The following is a 17522-nucleotide window of genomic DNA, read 5'->3' on the forward strand; positions in this document are numbered from 1 at the left end:
GGCCCGCACCTCGGCATGCATCACTTCCAGCGTCGTGTGATCCCGATCAGATGATGCTGCAGCTCCAGCAGCAGCCAGCGCCGCTGCCCGGCTCGCGCGCGATCACAAACCGCAACAGCGGGCCGGCCAAGGTCGATGCGCTGCCGGCGTGGATCAAACCGGCGCCGGAGCTCCTCGGCGCCGGAACCGTCACAGTCATCCAGCTCGACCTCGCTCACCTGCAGCGGCGCTTTCCGCCAGACCACCTGGGCCGGGCTCGACAGCCCCTCCCAGACAAAGGCGGTGCGCAGGATGTCGTGCCGATCCACGACTTGCTGAACCGCCGCTAGATAGCGCTCCAGCAGACCCCGGTCGGCGAACGCCATCTGCGAGACCAGCAGATATGGATCGCCCCGGCTGGCCAGCAGATGATGGAACAGGATGCCGTCCTGCAGCGGCGACAAGCCATAAATGTCCTGGATGTTGCCGACACCGCCGGGCACCGTGGCGACGATCCGGTCGATCTCCTCCTGGGCCAGCGCGATGAGCGGCAGCATCTGCGGCGTAATCGCCGTACTCTCCTCGGTGATCGGGTTGGCAGGCACCGCCACCTCGTGATGGCTGCCCAGGCTTGCGGCGAGATCGGCCAGCACCGGCCTGGCGAACAGGGTGCGCACCTCCACCCCCAGCGACAGCCGCCGCAGCCGCTCCATCAATTGAACCGCCAGCAAGGAATGGCCGCCGAGCTCGAAGAAGTGGTCGTGGCGTCCGACCCGCTCCAGCCCCAGAAGCTCGGCCCAGATCCCGGCCAGCGCCGTCTCGATCCCGCCCTGCGGCGCCTCATAGCTGCGGCGCGCATAGGCGTCGTCGGCCGGCGCCGGCAGCCCTTGCGGTCGAGCTTGCCGTTCGCCGTCAACGGCAGCGCCTCCAACCGCACGAACGCCGCCGGCACCATGTAGTCCGGCAGCCGCCCGCCCAGATGCGCCCGCAAGGCGCCGGCCAGCCCGCTTCCATCCTCGTCGTCCGATCCGGCCTCGGGTCCACACACGACATAGGCGACAAGGTGCTTGTCGCCGGCGCGGTCCTGGCGCGCCACCACCGCCTCGCGCACCCGGGCGTGCTCGCCAAGCCGTGCGGCGATCTCGCCCGGCTCGATGCGGAAGCCGCGGATCTTCACCTGGTCGTCGTTGCGGCCGAGGAACTCCAGATTGCCGTCCGGCAGATAACGTCCCAGGTCGCCGGTCCGGTACATCCGGGCGCCTGCCTCATCGCTGAACGGATCGGCCAGGAACCGCTCCGCCGTCAGCTCGGGACGGTTCAGGTAGCCACGTGCCACGCCTGCCCCGCCGATGTAAAGCTCACCCACCGCCCCGAACGGCACGGGCGCACCATGTCCGTCCAGCAGATACACCCGCGTGTTGGCAATCGGACGGCCGATCGGGAGACGGCGGAATGTCTCATCAATTGCAGTGATCTCGCAAACTGTCGCGAAGGTCGTCGTCTCGGTCGGACCATAGCAGTGAACGAGACGTACAGGACCTTCTTCCCTCAGCAATTTCAGAAACGAGGGAAGGTCATTGCGTTCGCCTCCACAGAGGAGGTATTTAAGTTGTGCTAACGTCGGGGCAATCGATGATGTATACTGGTTGAATAACGCTGTTGTTAGAAAAAGTGATGTCACCCCTTGCTGTTCAAGCGTCCTGGCAAAACGTGAAGGATTTATGACGGTGATGGCATCCATCGCAATAATGCAGCCACCGTTAAGCAGCGGCGCCCACACTTCAAATGTGCTCGCGTCGAAGGCGGGATTACCCGCCCATGCCACACGATCTCCGGCATCGATCTTCGCATAGCCATTGTTGATGACGAGCCGGTTGACGGCACGGTGAGGCACAACAACTCCCTTGGGAAGGCCAGTCGAACCAGACGTGTACATCACGTAAGCGGCAGCCTCGGCGCTCAATGCCAGGCCAGGATCTCTGCTACACCCTGTTCCAGCCATGAGCGGCTCAATAGCCAGAACAGGGATCGTCGCCTCAACCAGGTCATCATCGTCACTCTTGCCAAGCACCAGGCGCGCAGCACAGTCGGCCAATAGCCATTCTTGTCGCGCAGACGGAAGAGCGCGATCGACCGGCACATACACTCCCCCCGCCTTGAGGATCGCCAGCTGCGCCACCACAAGGGCGACAGAGCGGTCCAGCATTGTCGCAACGCAATCCCCCGGCCTGACCCCGAGGGCGATCAGATGATGCGCCAGCCGGTTGGCCCGGGCGTTGAGCTCGCCATAGCTCAGCCGCTCGTCCTCATGGACCACCGCCACCGCCTCCGGCGCCTTTTGCACCTGTTGCTCGAACAGCTCATGGATGCAGCGCTCCGACGGATAATCCGCCGCCGTCCGGTTCAGATCCTCCAGCAGATAGCTGCGTTCGGCGGCCGGCAGGATATCGAGCTCGCGCACCGGCCTATTGGGGGCATGCTCCAGCGCCTCGGCCAGTTGCTCGAGCACCTGCTGCATGTAGCCGCAGACCCGATCCGCAGACACGGGCTCCACCACCTGCGCCGTCAGGCCGAGCGCCTCGCCAAAATCCTCCACCGACAGGGTCAGCGGATAGTTGGTGCGTTCCTCGCCGCCCAGCCATTCCACGCCCGACAGGAGATCCTCCGCTTCGCAGGCGACCGCCGGCGTGTTGTGACGGTAGTTCAACAGCGCGCTGAACAGCGGCGCCGGCGCCGCCACCCCGCTGCAGCGTTGCGCCAGCGCCAGCGAGGCATGCTCGTGCGCCAGCAGCTCGGAAAGCCGCGCATGGGTGGTCCGCACGCTCGCCTCGACCCCGGTCCCGTCGAGGTCGAGCCGCACAGGCAGGGTGTTGATGAACAGGCCCAGCGCCCGGTCGGCGCCCGCACCCGCATGCATGCGGCCGAACAGCACCGTGCCGAACACCACCTGCTCACGGCCGCTTGCACGCGCCACCACCTGCCCCCAGGCCAGATGGCAAAGGCTCGCCAGGCTTACCCCGAGCCGCCGCGCCTGTTGCCGCAGCCGATCGTTGAGCGCCTGCGGTAGCATCCGCCGTGCCTCGCGGGATCCGCGGCCGTCGCCGTAGACCTCGCTCAGCCCGAACGGCATGGTCGGCTCGTCGATGTCGGCCAACTGTTCCTGGAAGAACTCTTCATGCGCCTTGGCATCAACCCCCAGCCGCGCCTGCGCCACCAGATTGCGGAACGGCTGCGGTGCTGCCAGCTCATGCGCACGCCCGTCGAGCACGACCCGCACCTCGGCATGCATCACTTCCAGCGTCGTGTGATCCCCGATCAGATGATGCTGCAGCTCCAGCAGCAGCCAGCGCCCGCTGCCCGGCTCGCGCGCGATCACAAACCGCAACAGCGGCGCCCGGCCAAGGTCGATGCGCTGCCGGCGTGGATCAAACCGGCGCCGGAGCTCATCGGCGCCGGAACCGTCACAGTCATCCAGCTCGACCTCGCTCACCTGTAGCGGCGCACGCCGCCACACCACCTGGGCCGGGCTCGACAGCCCCTCCCAGACAAAGGCGGTGCGCAGGATGTCGTGCCGATCCACGACTTGCTGAACCGCCGCTAGATAGCGCTCCAGCAGACCCCGGTCGGCGAACGCCATCTGCGAGACCAGCAGATATGGATCGCCCCGGCTGGCCAGCAGATGATGGAACAGGATGCCGTCCTGCAGCGGCGACAGGCCATAAATGTCCTGGATGTTGCCGACGCCGCCGGGAACCGTGGCGACGATCCGGTCGATCTCCTCCTGGGTCAGATCGATGAGCGGCAGCATCTGCGGCGTAATCGCCGTACTCTCCTCGGTGATCAGGTTGGCAGGCACCGCCACCTCGTGATGGCTGCCCAGGCTTGCGGCGAGATCGGCCAGCACCGGCCTGGCGAACAGGGTGCGCACCTCCACCCCCAGCGACAGCCGCCGCAGCCGCTCCATCAATTGAACCGCCAGGAGCGAGTGGCCGCCGAGTTCGAAGAAGTGGTCGTGGCGTCCGACCCGCTCGACACCGAGGAGCTCGGCCCAGATCCCGGCCAGCGCCGTCTCGATCTCGCCCTGCGGCGCCTCATAGCTGCGGCGCGCATAGGCGTCGTCGGCCGGCGCCGGCAGCCCCTTGCGGTCGAGCTTGCCGTTCGCCGTCAAGGGCAGCGCCTCGAGCCGCACGAACGCCGCCGGCACCATGTAGTCCGGCAGCCGCCCGCCCAGATGCGCCCGCAAGGCGACGGCCAGCCCGCTTCCATCGTCGTCGTCCGATCCGGCCTCGGGTCCACACACGACATAGGCGACAAGGTGCTTGTCGCCGGCGCGGTCCTGGCGCGCCACCACCGCCGCCTCGCGCACCCGGGCGTGCTCGCAAAGCCGGGCGGCGATCTCGCCCGGCTCGATGCGGAAGCCGCGGATCTTCACCTGGTCGTCGTTGCGGCCCAGAAACTCCAGATTGCCGTCCGGCAGATAGCGCCCCAGGTCGCCGGTCCGGTACAGCCGGGCGCCTGCCTCATCGCTGAACGGATCGGCCAGGAAACGCTCCGCCGTCAGCTCGGGACGGTTCAGGTAGCCCCGCGCAACGCCTGCCCCGCCGATGTAAAGCTCACCCGCCGCCCCGAACGGCACGGGCGCACCATGACCGTCCAGCAGATACACCCGCGTGTTGGCAATCGGACGGCCGATCGGGATCGAGGCCATGTCCTCGACAGATTTGGATATCTCGAATGTGGCACATCCAACCGTTGCTTCTGTCGGTCCAAATTGATTGATCAGACGCACGCTCGGAAAGCGCTTTTGCCAAAACTGCATGTCTGCCGGGATTAAGGCCTCGCCCCCGACCATGAGTGCTCTTGTCGGAGCCGGTCCTTTGTAGGCTTCAAGCCGCTTGTTCAGCATGCCTAGATGCGAAGGCGTCAGCTTGACCAGATCATAGGTCTGATCCTCCTCGACAGCGGCAAGCGCATCTATTTGGGCAATTGGGTTGACAAGACGAAGCCTGGCGCCTGCCAGCAGAGGCCCGAACAAGGTCGTAATGCCGGCATCGAAGCTGAACGACAGCAGCATCAGCGAGCCGTTGCCGGCTCCTTCGTAATGGCGGCGATCCGACCAATGCAAATAGTTTACCAGACTTCCATGCTCGACCATGACGCCCTTTGGCGTTCCGGTGGAGCCGGAGGTGTAGATGACATAGGCGAGATGGCGCGGGCTCAGGCCAAGGGCGCGCGGGTCCGGGTTCGAGGCCGGCAGTTCGGCCCAGGCCGGGGTGGCCGTCTCCAGATCGATCACCGTCAGATCGGCGAGCGCCTCCGGGCCGAGTGCGGCGCGTCCGGCCGCATCGCAAAGCAGCAGGTGCGGCGCGGCATCGCCGAGCACCTGCCGCAGCCGCGCCGACGGATAGGCCGGATCCAGCGGCAGATAGGCGCCGCCCGCCTTGAGGATCGCCAGCAGTCCCACCACCATCGACGGACTGCGTTCCAGGCAGATGGCCACACGGTCGTCCGGCTTGACCCCGAGCCCGATCAGATGATGGGCCAGCCGGTTGGCCCGGGCGTTCAGTTCGCCATAGCAGATCGACTGCTCTTCGAAGACCACCGCCACCGCCTCCGGCGCCTTTTGCACCTGCTGCTCGAACAGCTCGTGGATGCAGCGCTCCGACGGATAGGCCGCCGCCGTCCGGTTCAGATCCTCCAGCAGATAGCTGCGTTCGGCGGCCGGCAGGATGTCGAGCTCGCGCACCGGCCTATTGGGGGCATGCTCCAGCGCCTCGGCCAATTGCTCGAGCACCTGCTGCATGTAGCCGCAGACCCGATCCGCAGACACGGGCTCCGCCACCTGCGCCGTGAGGCCGAGCGCCTCGCCAAAATCCTCCACCGACAGGGTCAGCGGATAGTTGGTGCGCTCCTCGCCGCCCAGCCATTCCATGCCGGACAGGAGATCATCCGCTTCGCAGGCGAGCGCCGGCGTGTTGTGACGGTAGTTCAACAGCGCGCTGAACAGCGGCGCCGGCGCCGCCACCCCGCTGCAGCGTTGCGCCAGCGCCAGCGAGGCATGCTCGTGCGCCAGCAGCTCGGAAAGCCGCGCATGGGTGGTCCGCACGCTCGCCTCGACCCCGGTCCCGTCGAGGTCGAGCCGCACAGGCAGGGTGTTGATGAACAGGCCCAGCGCCCGGTCGGCGCCCGCACCCGCATGCATGCGGCCGAACAGCACCGTGCCGAACACCACCTGCTCACGGCCGCTGCTGCGCGCCACCACCTGCCCCCAGGCCAGATGGCAAAGGCTCGCCAGGCTTACCCCGAGCCGCCGCGCTTGTTGCCGCAGCCGATCGTTGAGCGCCTGCGGCAACATCCGCCGCGCCTCGTGAGACCCGATGCCATCACCATAGACCTCGCTCAGCCCAAACGGCATGGTCGGCTCGTCGATGTCGGCCAACTGTTCCTGGAAGAACTCTTCATGCGCCTTGGCATCAACCCCCAGCCGCGCCTGCGCCACCAGATTGCGGAACGGCTGCGGCGCTGCCAGCTCATGCGCACGCCCGTCGAGCACGGCCCGCACCTCGGCATGCATCACTTCCAGCGTCGTGTGATCCCCGATCAGATGATGCTGCAGCTCCAGCAGCAGCCAGCGCCCGCTGCCCGGCTCGCGCGCGATCACAAACCGCAACAGCGGCGCCCGGCCAAGGTCGATGCGCTGCCGGCGTGGATCAAACCGGCGCCGGAGCTCCTCGGCGCCGGAACCGTCACAGTCATCCAGCTCGACCTCGCTCACCTGCAGCGGCGCTTTCCGCCACACCACCTGGGCCGGGCTCGACAGCCCCTCCCAGACAAAGGCGGTGCGCAGGATGTCGTGCCGATCCACGACTTGCTGAACCGCCGCTAGATAGCGCTCCAGCAGACCCCGGTCGGCGAACGCCATCTGCGAGACCAGCAGATATGGATCGCCCCGGCTGGCCAGCAGATGATGGAACAGGATGCCGTCCTGCAGCGGCGACAGGCCATAAATGTCCTGGATGTTGCCGACGCCGCCGGGAACCGTGGCGACGATCCGGTCGATCTCCTCCTGGGTCAGATCGATGAGCGGCAGCATCTGCGGCGTAATCGCCGTACTCTCCTCGGTGATCAGGTTGGCAGGCACCGCCACCTCGTGATGGCTGCCCAGGCTTGCGGCGAGATCGGCCAGCACCGGCCTGGCGAACAGGGTGCGCACCTCCACCCCGAGCGACAGCCGCCGCAGCCGCTCCATCAATTGAACCGCCAGGAGCGAGTGTCCGCCGAGCTCGAAGAAGTGGTCGTGGCGTCCGACCCGCTCCAGCCCCAGAAGCTCGGCCCAGATCCCGGCCAGCGCCGTCTCGATCCCGCCCTGCGGCGCCTCATAGCTGCGGCGCGCATAGGCGTCGTCGGCCGGCGCCGGCAGCCCCTTGCGGTCGAGCTTGCCGTTCGCCGTCAAGGGCAGCGCTTCGAGCCGCACGAACGCCGACGGCACCATGTAGTCCGGCAGCCGCCCGCCCAGATGCGCCCGCAAGGCGCCGGCCAGCCCGCCTCCATCCTCGTCGTCCGATCCGGCCTCGGGTCCACACACGACATAGGCGACAAGGTGCTTGTCGCCGGCGCGGTCCTGGCGCGCCACCACCACCGCCTCGCGCACCCGGGCGTGCTCGCAAAGCCGCGCGGCGATCTCGCCCGGCTCGATACGGAAGCCGCGGATCTTCACCTGGTCGTCGTTGCGGCCGAGGAACTCCAGATTGCCGTCCGGCAGATAACGCCCCAGGTCGCCGGTCCGGTACAGCCGGGCGCCTGCCTCATCGCTGAACGGATCGGCCAGGAACCGCTCGGCCGTCAGCTCGGGGCGGTTGAGGTAGCCCCGCGCAACGCCTGCCCCGCCGATGTAAAGCTCACCCGCCGCCCCGAACGGCACGGGCTGGGCAAACCGATCCAACAGATAGGCCACCGAATTGCGAATTGGTCGACCCAGCGGCACCCGTTGCCGGCCATCGAACTCAGCCGGCACCGGATAACAAAGACTAAAGGTGGTGTTCTCTGTCGGGCCGTAGCCATTTGAGATTCGCAGCGTCGGATGTCGCTTCTGGCATGCCCTGATGGAAGCGATGGAGACCTCCTCGCCCCCGACCAGCAGTTGCTGTAGCCGATTGGTGCTCCGCCCCTCCGCGACATAGACGTCGAACAACCGGGCAGTCATCCAAGCGATGGTGACGCCTTGGTCCTGGATGATCTGGGCCAGCGTTGCGGTCGAGAGGTGACGTTCAGGATAGAGCACAACCCTGGCGCCGTTCGCCAAGGCACCCCAGACCTCGAACGTGGTCGCGTCGAATGTCGGCGAGGAGGCATTGAGAAAGATGTCCTGCGGCGAGATTTCGACGAAATCGTTGCCCGCCACCAGACGCACCAATCCCCGATGCTCGACCATGACGCCCTTTGGGGTTCCGGTTGAGCCTGAGGTGTAGATGACATAGGCGAGATGGCGCGCGGTCAGGCCAAGGGCGCGCGGGTCCGGGTTCGAGGCCGGCAGTTCGGCCCAGGCCGGGGTGGCCGTCTCCAGATCGATCACCGTCAGATCGACAAGCGCCTCCGGGCCGAGTGCGGCGCGTCCGACGGCATCGCAAAGCAGCAGGTGCGGTGCGGCATCCTCGACAACCTGCCGCAGCCGCGCGCACGGATAGGCCGGGTCCAGCGGCAGATAGGCGCCGCCCGCCTTGAGGATCGCCAAAAGTCCCACCACCATCGCCGGGCTGCGCTCCAGGCAGATCGCCACCGGCTGATCCGGCTTCACACCCAGCGCAATCAGATGATGGGCCAGCCGGTTGGCCTGGGCGTTGAGCGCGCCATAGCTCAGCTCTTCGTCCTCATGGACGAGGGCGACGGCTTCGGGTGCGCGCCGGACCTGTTGCTCGAACAGCTCGTGGATGCAGCGCTCCGACGGATAGGCCGCCGCCGTCCGGTTCAGATCCTCCAGCAGATAGGTGCGCTCATCTGATGACAGCAGCTCGATGCGGCCGACCGGCTGGTCGGCATCGGCAACCATCGCCCGCAGCAGCGCCAGCAGATAACCACGCTGCCGCTCGATCGTCGCCTGATCGAACAGCGCCGTCGCATAGCCGAACGTTCCGGCGATCTCCTCACCACGCTCGCCAAGGCTCAGCTCCAGATCGAACTTGACCTGATCGAGCCCCTCGCCCGCAGCCTCCACGTTCAGCCCGGCAAGGTCGAACGACCCGACGGCGTTGTTCTGCCAGGCCAACATCACCTGGAACAGCGGCGTGTGATCAAGATGCCGGGGCGGCTTGACGATCTCCACCACCTGTTCGAACGGCAGGTCCTGATGCTCCTGCGCAGCCAGGGCCGTGCGCCGCGTCCGTTCCAGAAGCTCCGACACATCAGGTTCGCCCGACAGGTCGACCCGAAGCGCCAGGGTGTTGACGAAGAAGCCTATCAACTCTTCGATCTCGCCCCGGCCGCGATTGGCGCTCGGCACGCCGATCACAAGGTCGTCCTGCCCCGACAGACGCGACAGCACCGCCGCCCAGGCCGCCAGCACCGTCATGAACAACGTCGTGCCATGCTGCCGGCTCAGCCGCTTCAGACCCCGCGTCAGATCCTGGTCGATGACAACAGGCACACTGGCCCCGGCAAACGACTGCTGGGCCGGACGCGCACGGTCCGTCGGCAAGGCAAGACGGGCCGGAGCGCCGGCCAGGGCGTCGCGCCAATACTGCGCCTGGCGCTGCAGCCGTTCCCCCGACAGCCATTGCCGTTGCCAGGCGGCATAATCCGGGTACTGGATCGCCAGCGGCGGCAAAGGATCGTCCTCTCCAGCCTCGAACGCCCGGTAAAGCTGACTGAGTTCACGCACCAGCACGCCCATCGACCAGCCGTCCGAGACGATATGATGCTGGGTCAACAGGAAGACGTGTTCCGCATCCGACATCCGGATCAGCCGCCCGCGGATCAGCGGCCCGCGCGCAAGATCGAATGGCGTGCGCGCCTCTTCATGGCACAGATCCAGAAGCGCCGCCTCTGCATCCGGCCGGCCCCGCAGATCGTGCTCGAGCACCGGCAACCCCGCATCCGGCGGCAGAACCTCAACCCGGGGCTTGCCCTCCGGTGCGACAAAGACACTGCGCAGCGCCTCGTGACGGGCAAACAAATGGTCAAGGCTGCGCTGCCAGGCGGTGCGGTCGAGCCCACCACGCAGCCGCAAGGCCAGCGGAATGTGATAGTTTGTGCTGCCCTCGTCCAGCTGCGCCAAAAACCATAGCCGCTGCTGCGCAAACGACAGCACAAGCGGCTCATGACGCGACACGGCCGCAATCGCCGGCAGCTCTTGCGGACCGGCGCGGCTCAACGCCTCGACGATGCTTGCCGCCAGATCGGAAAGCACCGGCCTGGCAAACAGCCTCGTCAGCGGCAGCGCGACGCCAACAGCCTGCGACAGCCGGCTCGAGAGCTGCACCGCCAGCAAGGAGTGGCCGCCGAGCTCGAAGAAGTGGTCGTGGCGTCCGACCCGCTCCAGCCCCAGAAGCTCGGCCCAGATCCCGGCCAGCGCCGTCTCGATCTCGCCCTGCGGCGCCTCATAGCTGCGGCGCGCATAGGCGTCGTCGGCCGGCGCCGGCAGCCCCTTGCGGTCGAGCTTGCCGTTCGCCGTCAAGGGCAGCGCTTCGAGCCGCACGAACGCCGACGGCACCATGTAGTCCGGCAGCCGCCCGCTCAGATGCGCCCGCAAGGCGCCGGCCAGCCCGCCTCCATCGTCGTCGTCCGATCCTGCCTCGGGTCCACACACGACATAGGCGACAAGGTGCTTGTCGCCGGCGCGGTCCTGGCGCGCCACCACCGCCGCCTCGCGCACCCGGGCGTGCTCGCAAAGCCGTGCGGCGATCTCGCCCGGCTCGATGCGGAAGCCGCGGATCTTCACCTGGTCGTCGTTGCGGCCGAGGAACTCCAGATTGCCGTCCGGCAGATAGCGCCCCAGGTCGCCGGTCCGGTACAGCCGATCGCCGTCGACAAAGGGACTGGCGATGAACCGCTCGGCCGTCAGCTCGGGGCGGTTGAGGTAGCCCCGCGCAACGCCTGCCCCGCCGATGTAAAGCTCGCCCACCGCCCCGAACGGCACGGGCGCACCATGACCGTCCAGCAGATACACCCGCGTGTTGGCAATCGGACGGCCGATCGTCTCAACGACAGCCTCTCCCCTCGGCATGCAAATCCAGGTCGAGTACGTCGTCGTCTCCGAAGGAGCGTACAGATTACAGATCTTCTCTACGCCACTGCTCTCGAAGACCCTCTCGATCAGATCTGCCTTCAGCCGCTCACCCGCCAAATTGATGACGCTGGTCGAAGCCGGCACGGCTTGCTGGTCGACCAGAGCGGCGATCGCCGAGGGGACCGTGTTGATCAAGGAGACATCCAAGGGCGTCTGCGCCAGCGCCAGTGCATCCTCGACAAGATAAAGCGTGCTTCCTTGCGACAGCGGAACGAAGCACTCATAGACGGACAAATCAAAACTGATCGAGGTAGAAAACAGCGTGCGGCTGATCTCTGACTCCGCAAACACGCCGCGGCTCCAATGCAGCAGGTTGACGGTGCTGGCATGCTCGACCATGACGCCCTTTGGGGTTCCGGTGGAGCCTGAGGTGTAGATGACATAGGCGAGATGGCTGGGGGTCAGGCCAAGGGCGCTCGGGTCTGGGTCCGAGGCCGGCAGTTCGGCCCAGGCCGGGGTCGCCGTCTCCAGATCGACCACCGTCAGATAGGCGAGCGCCTCGGGGCCGAGTGCGGCGCGGCCGGCCGCATCGCAAAGCAGCAGGTGCGGTGCGGCATCGTCGACAACCTGCCGCAGCCGCGCCGACGGATAGGCCGGGTCCAGCGGCAGATAGGCGCCGCCCGCCTTGAGGATCGCCAGCAGTCCCACCACCATCGCCGGGCTGCGCTCCAGGCAGATCGCCACCGGCTGGTCCGGCTTCACACCCAGCGCAATCAGATGATGGGCCAGCCGGTTGGCCCGGGCGTTGAGCTCGCCATAGCTCAGGCGCTCGTCCTCATGGACCACCGCCACCGCCTCCGGCGCCTTTTGCACCTGCTGCTCGAACAGCTCGTGGATGCACCGCTCCGACGGATAGGCCGCCGCCGTCCGGTTCAGATCCTCCAGCAGATAGCTGCGCTCGGCGGCCGGCAGGATGTCGATGCGGCCGACCGGCCTATTGGGGGCATGCTCCAGCGCCTCCGCCAGTTGCTCGAGCACCTGCTGCATGTAGCCGCAGACCCGATCCGCAGACACGGGCTCCACCACCTGCGCCGTCAGGCCGAGCGCCTCGCCAAAATCCTCCACCGACAGGGTCAGCGGATAGTTGGTGCGCTCCTCGCCGCCCAGCCATTCCATGCCGGACAGGAGATCATCCGCTTCGCAGGCGAGCGCCGGCGTGTTGTGACGGTAGTTCAACAGCGCGCTGAACAGCGGCGCCGGCGCCGCCACCCCGCTGCAGCGTTGCGCCAGCGCCAGCGAGGCATGCTCGTGCGCCAGCAGCTCGGAAAGCCGCGCATGGGTGGTCCGCACGCTCGCCTCGACCCCGGTCCCGTCGAGGTCGAGCCGCACAGGCAGGGTGTTGATGAACAGGCCCAGCGCCCGGTCGGCGCCCGCACCGCATGCATGCGGCCGAACAGCACCGTGCCGAACACCACCTGCTCACGGCCGCTTGCACGCGCCACCACCTGCCCCCAGGCCAGATGGCAAAGGCTCGCCAGGCTTACCCCGAGCCGCCGCGCTTGTTGCCGCAGCCGATCGTTGAGCGCCTGCGGCAGCATCCGCCGTGCCTCGCCGACCCGCTGCCGTCGCCGCGCACCTCGCTCAGCCCAAACGGCATGGTCGGCTCGTCGATGTCGGCCAACTGTTCCTGGAAGAACTCTTCATGCGCCTTGGCATCAACCCCCAGCCGCGCCTGCGCCACCAGATTGCGGAACGGCTGCGGCGCTGCCAGCTCATGCGCACGCCCGTCGAGCACGGCCCGCACCTCGGCATGCATCACTTCCAGCGTCGTGTGATCCCCGATCAGATGATGCTGCAGCTCCAGCAGCAGCCAGCGCCCGCTGCCCGGCTCGCGCGCGATCACAAACCGCAACAGCGGCGCCCGGCCAAGGTCGATGCGCTGCCGGCGTGGATCAAACCGGCGCCGGAGCTCCTCGGCGCCGGAACCGTCACAGTCATCCAGCTCGACCTCGCTCACCTGCAGCGGCGCTTTCCGCCAGACCACCTGGGCCGGGCTCGACAGCCCCTCCCAGACAAAGGCGGTGCGCAGGATGTCGTGCCGATCCACGACTTGCTGAACCGCCGCTAGATAGCGCTCCAGCAGACCCCGGTCGGCGAACGCCATCTGCGAGACCAGCAGATATGGATCGCCCCGGCTGGCCAGCAGATGATGGAACAGGATGCCGTCCTGCAGCGGCGACAGGCCATAAATGTCCTGGATGTTGCCGACGCCGCCGGGAACCGTGGCGACGATCCGGTCGATCTCCTCCTGGGTCAGATCGATGAGCGGCAGCATCTGCGGCGTAATCGCCGTACTCTCCTCGGTGATCAGGTTGGCAGGCACCGCCACCTCGTGATGGCTGCCCAGGCTTGCGGCCAGATCGGCCAGCACCGGCCTGGCGAACAGGGTGCGCACCTCCACCCCCAGCGACAGCCGCCGCAGCCGCTCCATCAATTGAACCGCCAGCAAGGAATGGCCGCCGAGCTCGAAGAAGTGGTCGTGGCGTCCGACCCGCTCCAGCCCCAGAAGCTCGGCCCAGATCCCGGCCAGCGCCGTCTCGATCTCGCCTTGCGGCGCCTCATAGCTGCGGCGCGCATAGGCGTCGTCGGCCGGCGCCGGCAGCCCCTTGCGGTCGAGCTTGCCGTTCGCCGTCAACGGCAGCGCCTCCAACCGCACGAACGCCGACGGCACCATGTAGTCCGGCAGCCGCCCGCCCAGATGCGCCCGCAAGGCGACGGCCAGCCCGCTTCCATCCTCGTCGTCCGATCCGGCCTCGGGTCCACACACGACATAGGCGACAAGGTGCTTGTCGCCGGCGCGGTCCTGGCGCGCCACCACCACCGCCTCGCGCACCCGGGCGTGCTCGCAAAGCCGTGCGGCGATCTCGCCCGGCTCGATGCGGAAGCCGCGGATCTTCACCTGGTCGTCGTTGCGGCCCAGAAACTCCAGATTGCCGTCCGGCAGATAGCGCCCCAGGTCGCCGGTCCGGTACAGCCGGGCGCCTGCCTCATCGCTGAACGGATCGGCCAGGAAACGCTCCGCCGTCAGCTCGGGACGGTTCAGGTAGCCCCGCGCAACGCCTGCCCCGCCGATGTAAAGCTCACCCGCCGCCCCGAACGGCACGGGCGCACCATGACCGTCCAGCAGATACACCCGCGTGTTGGCAATCGGACGGCCGATCGTCTCAACGACAGCCTCTCCCCTCGGCATGCAAATCCAGGTCGAGTACGTCGTCGTTTCCGAAGGAGCGTACAGATTACAGATCTTCTCTACGCCACTGCTCTCGAAGACCCTCTCGATCAGATCTGCCTTCAGCCGCTCACCCGCCAAATTGATCACGCTGGTCGAAGCCGGCACGGCTTGCTGGTCGACCAGAGCGGCGATCGCCGAGGGGACCGTGTTGATCAAGGAGACATCCAAGGGCGTCTGCGCCAGCGCCAGTGCATCCTCGACAAGATAAAGCGTGCTTCCTTGCGACAGCGGAACGAAGCACTCATAGACGGACAAATCAAAACTGATCGAGGTAGAAAACAGCGTGCGGCTGATCTCTGACTCCGCAAACACGCCGCTGCTCCAATGCAGCAGGTTGACGGTGCTGGCGTGCTCGACCATGACGCCCTTTGGGGTTCCGGTGGAGCCGGAGGTGTAGATGACATAGGCGAGATGGCGTGCGGTCAGGCCAAGGGCGCTCGGGTCCGGGTTCGAGGCCGGCAGTTCGGCCCAGGCCGGGGTCGCCGTCTCCAGATCGATCACCGTCAGATCGACAAGCGCCTCCGGGCCGAGTGCGGCGCGTCCGGCCGCATCGCAAAGCAGCAGGTGCGGTGCGGCATCCTCGAGCACCTGCCGCAGCCGCGCCGACGGATAGGCCGGATCCAGCGGCAGATAGGCGCCGCCCGCCTTGAGGATCGCCAAAAGTCCCACCACCATCGCCGGGCTGCGCTCCAGGCAGATCGCCACCGGCTGATCCGGCTTCACACCCAGCGCATCAGATGATGGGCCAGCCGGTTGGCCCGGGCGTTGAGCTCGCCATAGCTCAGGCGCTCGTCCTCATGGACGAGCGACGCTTCGGGTGCGCGCCGGACCTGCTGCTCGAACAGCTCGTGGATGCACCGCTCCGACGGATAGGCCGCCGCCGTCCGGTTCAGATCCTCCAGCAGATAGCTGCGTTCGGCGGCCGGCAGGATATCGAGCTCGCGCACCGGCCTATTGGGGGCATGCTCCAGCGCCTCGGCCAGTTGCTCGAGCACCTGCTGCATGTAGCCGCAGACCCGATCCGCAGACACGGGCTCCGCCACCTGCGCCGTCAGGCCGAGCGCCTCGCCAAAATCCTCCACCGACAGGGTCAGCGGATAGTTGGTGCGCTCCTCGCCGCCCAGCCATTCCATGCCGGACAGGAGATCATCCGCTTCGCAGGCGAGCGCCGGCGTGTTGTGACGGTAGTTCAACAGCGCGCTGAACAGCGGCGCCGGCGCCGCCACCCCGCTGCAGCGTTGCGCCAGCGCCAGCGAGGCATGCTCGTGCGCCAGCAGCTCGGAAAGCCGCGCATGGGTGGTCCGCACGCTCGCCTCGACCCCGGTCCCGTCGAGGTCGAGCCGCACAGGCAGGGTGTTGATGAACAGGCCCAGCGCCCGGTCGGCGCCCGCACCCGCATGCATGCGGCCGAACAGCACCGTGCCGAACACCACCTGCTCACGGCCGCTTGCACGCGCCACCACCTGCCCCCAGGCCAGATGGCAAAGGCTCGCCAGGCTTACCCCGAGCCGCCGCGCTTGTTGCCGCAGCCGATCGTTGAGCGCCTGCGGCAGCATCCGCCGTGCCTCGCCGACCCATGCCGTCGCCGCGCACCTCGCTCAGCCCAAACGGCATGGTCGGCTCGTCGATGTCGGCCAACTGTTCCTGGAAGAACTCTTCATGCGCCTTGGCATCAACCCCCAGCCGCGCCTGCGCCACCAGATTGCGGAACGGCTGCGGCGCTGCCAGCTCATGCGCACGCCCGTCGAGCACGGCCCGCACCTCGGCATGCATCACTTCCAGCGTCGTGTGATCCCCGATCAGATGATGCTGCAGCTCCAGCAGCAGCCAGCGCCCGCTGCCCGGCTCGCGCGCGATCACAAACCGCAACAGCGGCGCCCGGCCAAGGTCGATGCGCTGCCGGCGTGGATCAAACCGGCGCCGGAGCTCATCGGCGCCGGAACCGTCACAGTCATCCAGCTCGACCTCGCTCACCTGCAGCGGCGCTTTCCGCCAGACCACCTGGGCCGGGCTCGACAGCCCCTCCCAGACAAAGGCGGTGCGCAGGATGTCGTGCCGATCCACGACTTGCTGAACCGCCGCTAAGATAGCGCTCAGCAGACCCCGGTCGGCGAACGCCATCTGCGAGACCAGCAGATATGGATCGCCCCGGCTGGCCAGCAGATGATGGAACAGGATGCCGTCCTGCAGCGGCGACAGGCCATAAATGTCCTGGATGTTGCCGACGCCGCCGGGAACCGTGGCGACGATCCGGTCGATCTCCTCCTGGGTCAGATCGATGAGCGGCAGCATCTGCGGCGTAATCGCCGTACTCTCCTCGGTGATCAGGTTGGCAGGCACCGCCACCTCGTGATGGCTGCCCAGGCTTGCGGCGAGATCGGCCAGCACCGGCCTGGCGAACAGGGTGCGCACCTCCACCCCCAGCGACAGCCGCCGCAGCCGCTCCATCAATTGAACCGCCAGGAGCGAGTGGCCGCCGAGTTCGAAGAAGTGGTCGTGGCGTCCGACCCGCTCGACACCGAGGAGCTCGGCCCAGATCCCGGCCAGCGCCGTCTCGATCTCGCCCTGCGGCGCCTCATAGCTGCGGCGCGCATAGGCGTCGTCGGCCGGCGCCGGCAGCCCCTTGCGGTCGAGCTTGCCGTTCGCCGTCAAGGGCAGCGCCTCGAGCCGCACGAACGCCGCCGGCACCATGTAGTCCGGCAGCCGCCCGCCCAGATGCGCCCGCAAGGCGACGGCCAGCCCGCTTCCATCGTCGTCGTCCGATCCGGCCTCGGGTCCACACACGACATAGGCGACAAGGTGCTTGTCGCCGGCGCGGTCCTGGCGCGCCACCACCGCCGCCTCGCGCACCCGGGCGTGCTCGCAAAGCCGTGCGGCGATCTCGCCCGGCTCGATGCGGAAGCCGCGGATCTTCACCTGGTCGTCGTTGCGGCCGAGGAACTCCAGATTGCCGTCCGGCAGATAGCGCCCCAGGTCGCCGGTCCGGTACAGCCGATCGCCGTCCACAAAGGACGGCGAGAACCGCTCGCC

Annotated in this window: 5 protein-coding genes; all 5 read right to left on the minus strand. The window is 67.4% G+C overall.

Features of this window, described 5'->3' with window-relative positions; translation table 11 throughout:
• Nucleotides 1–20: 20 nt before the first annotated feature.
• The 5 genes from ISN39_RS33120 to ISN39_RS38200 all read right to left on the minus strand — a co-directional run bounded on the left by ISN39_RS33120 (nucleotide 21) and on the right by ISN39_RS38200 (nucleotide 17498).
• Nucleotides 21–803, minus strand: coding sequence for a condensation domain-containing protein (locus tag ISN39_RS33120; protein ID WP_246763576.1), 783 nt, complete (start codon nucleotides 801–803; stop codon nucleotides 21–23).
• Nucleotides 692–12550, minus strand: a complete 11859-nt coding sequence (locus tag ISN39_RS38185; RefSeq protein WP_348652017.1) for an amino acid adenylation domain-containing protein — start codon at nucleotides 12548–12550, stop codon at nucleotides 692–694. The genes ISN39_RS33120 and ISN39_RS38185 overlap by 112 nt, the downstream gene beginning before the upstream one ends.
• 190 nt (nucleotides 12551–12740) lie before the next feature.
• Nucleotides 12741–15215, minus strand: coding sequence for a non-ribosomal peptide synthetase (locus tag ISN39_RS38190; RefSeq protein WP_194732189.1), 2475 nt, complete (start codon nucleotides 15213–15215; stop codon nucleotides 12741–12743).
• The gene (locus tag ISN39_RS38195; RefSeq protein ID WP_194732190.1) at nucleotides 15212–16048 is read right to left on the minus strand and encodes a condensation domain-containing protein; all 837 of its coding nucleotides are present in this window, start codon (nucleotides 16046–16048) and stop codon (nucleotides 15212–15214) included. Before ISN39_RS38195 ends, ISN39_RS38190 begins: the two co-directional genes overlap by 4 nt.
• Nucleotides 15930–17498: a condensation domain-containing protein gene (locus tag ISN39_RS38200; RefSeq protein WP_194732191.1), complete on the minus strand. Its 1569-nt coding sequence runs from the start codon at nucleotides 17496–17498 to the stop codon at nucleotides 15930–15932. Before ISN39_RS38200 ends, ISN39_RS38195 begins: the two co-directional genes overlap by 119 nt.
• Between the last annotated feature and the right edge of the window lie 24 nt (nucleotides 17499–17522).

Source organism: Rhizobium sp. 007 (assembly GCF_015353075.1).
Classification (GTDB): Bacteria; Pseudomonadota; Alphaproteobacteria; order Rhizobiales; family Rhizobiaceae; genus Rhizobium.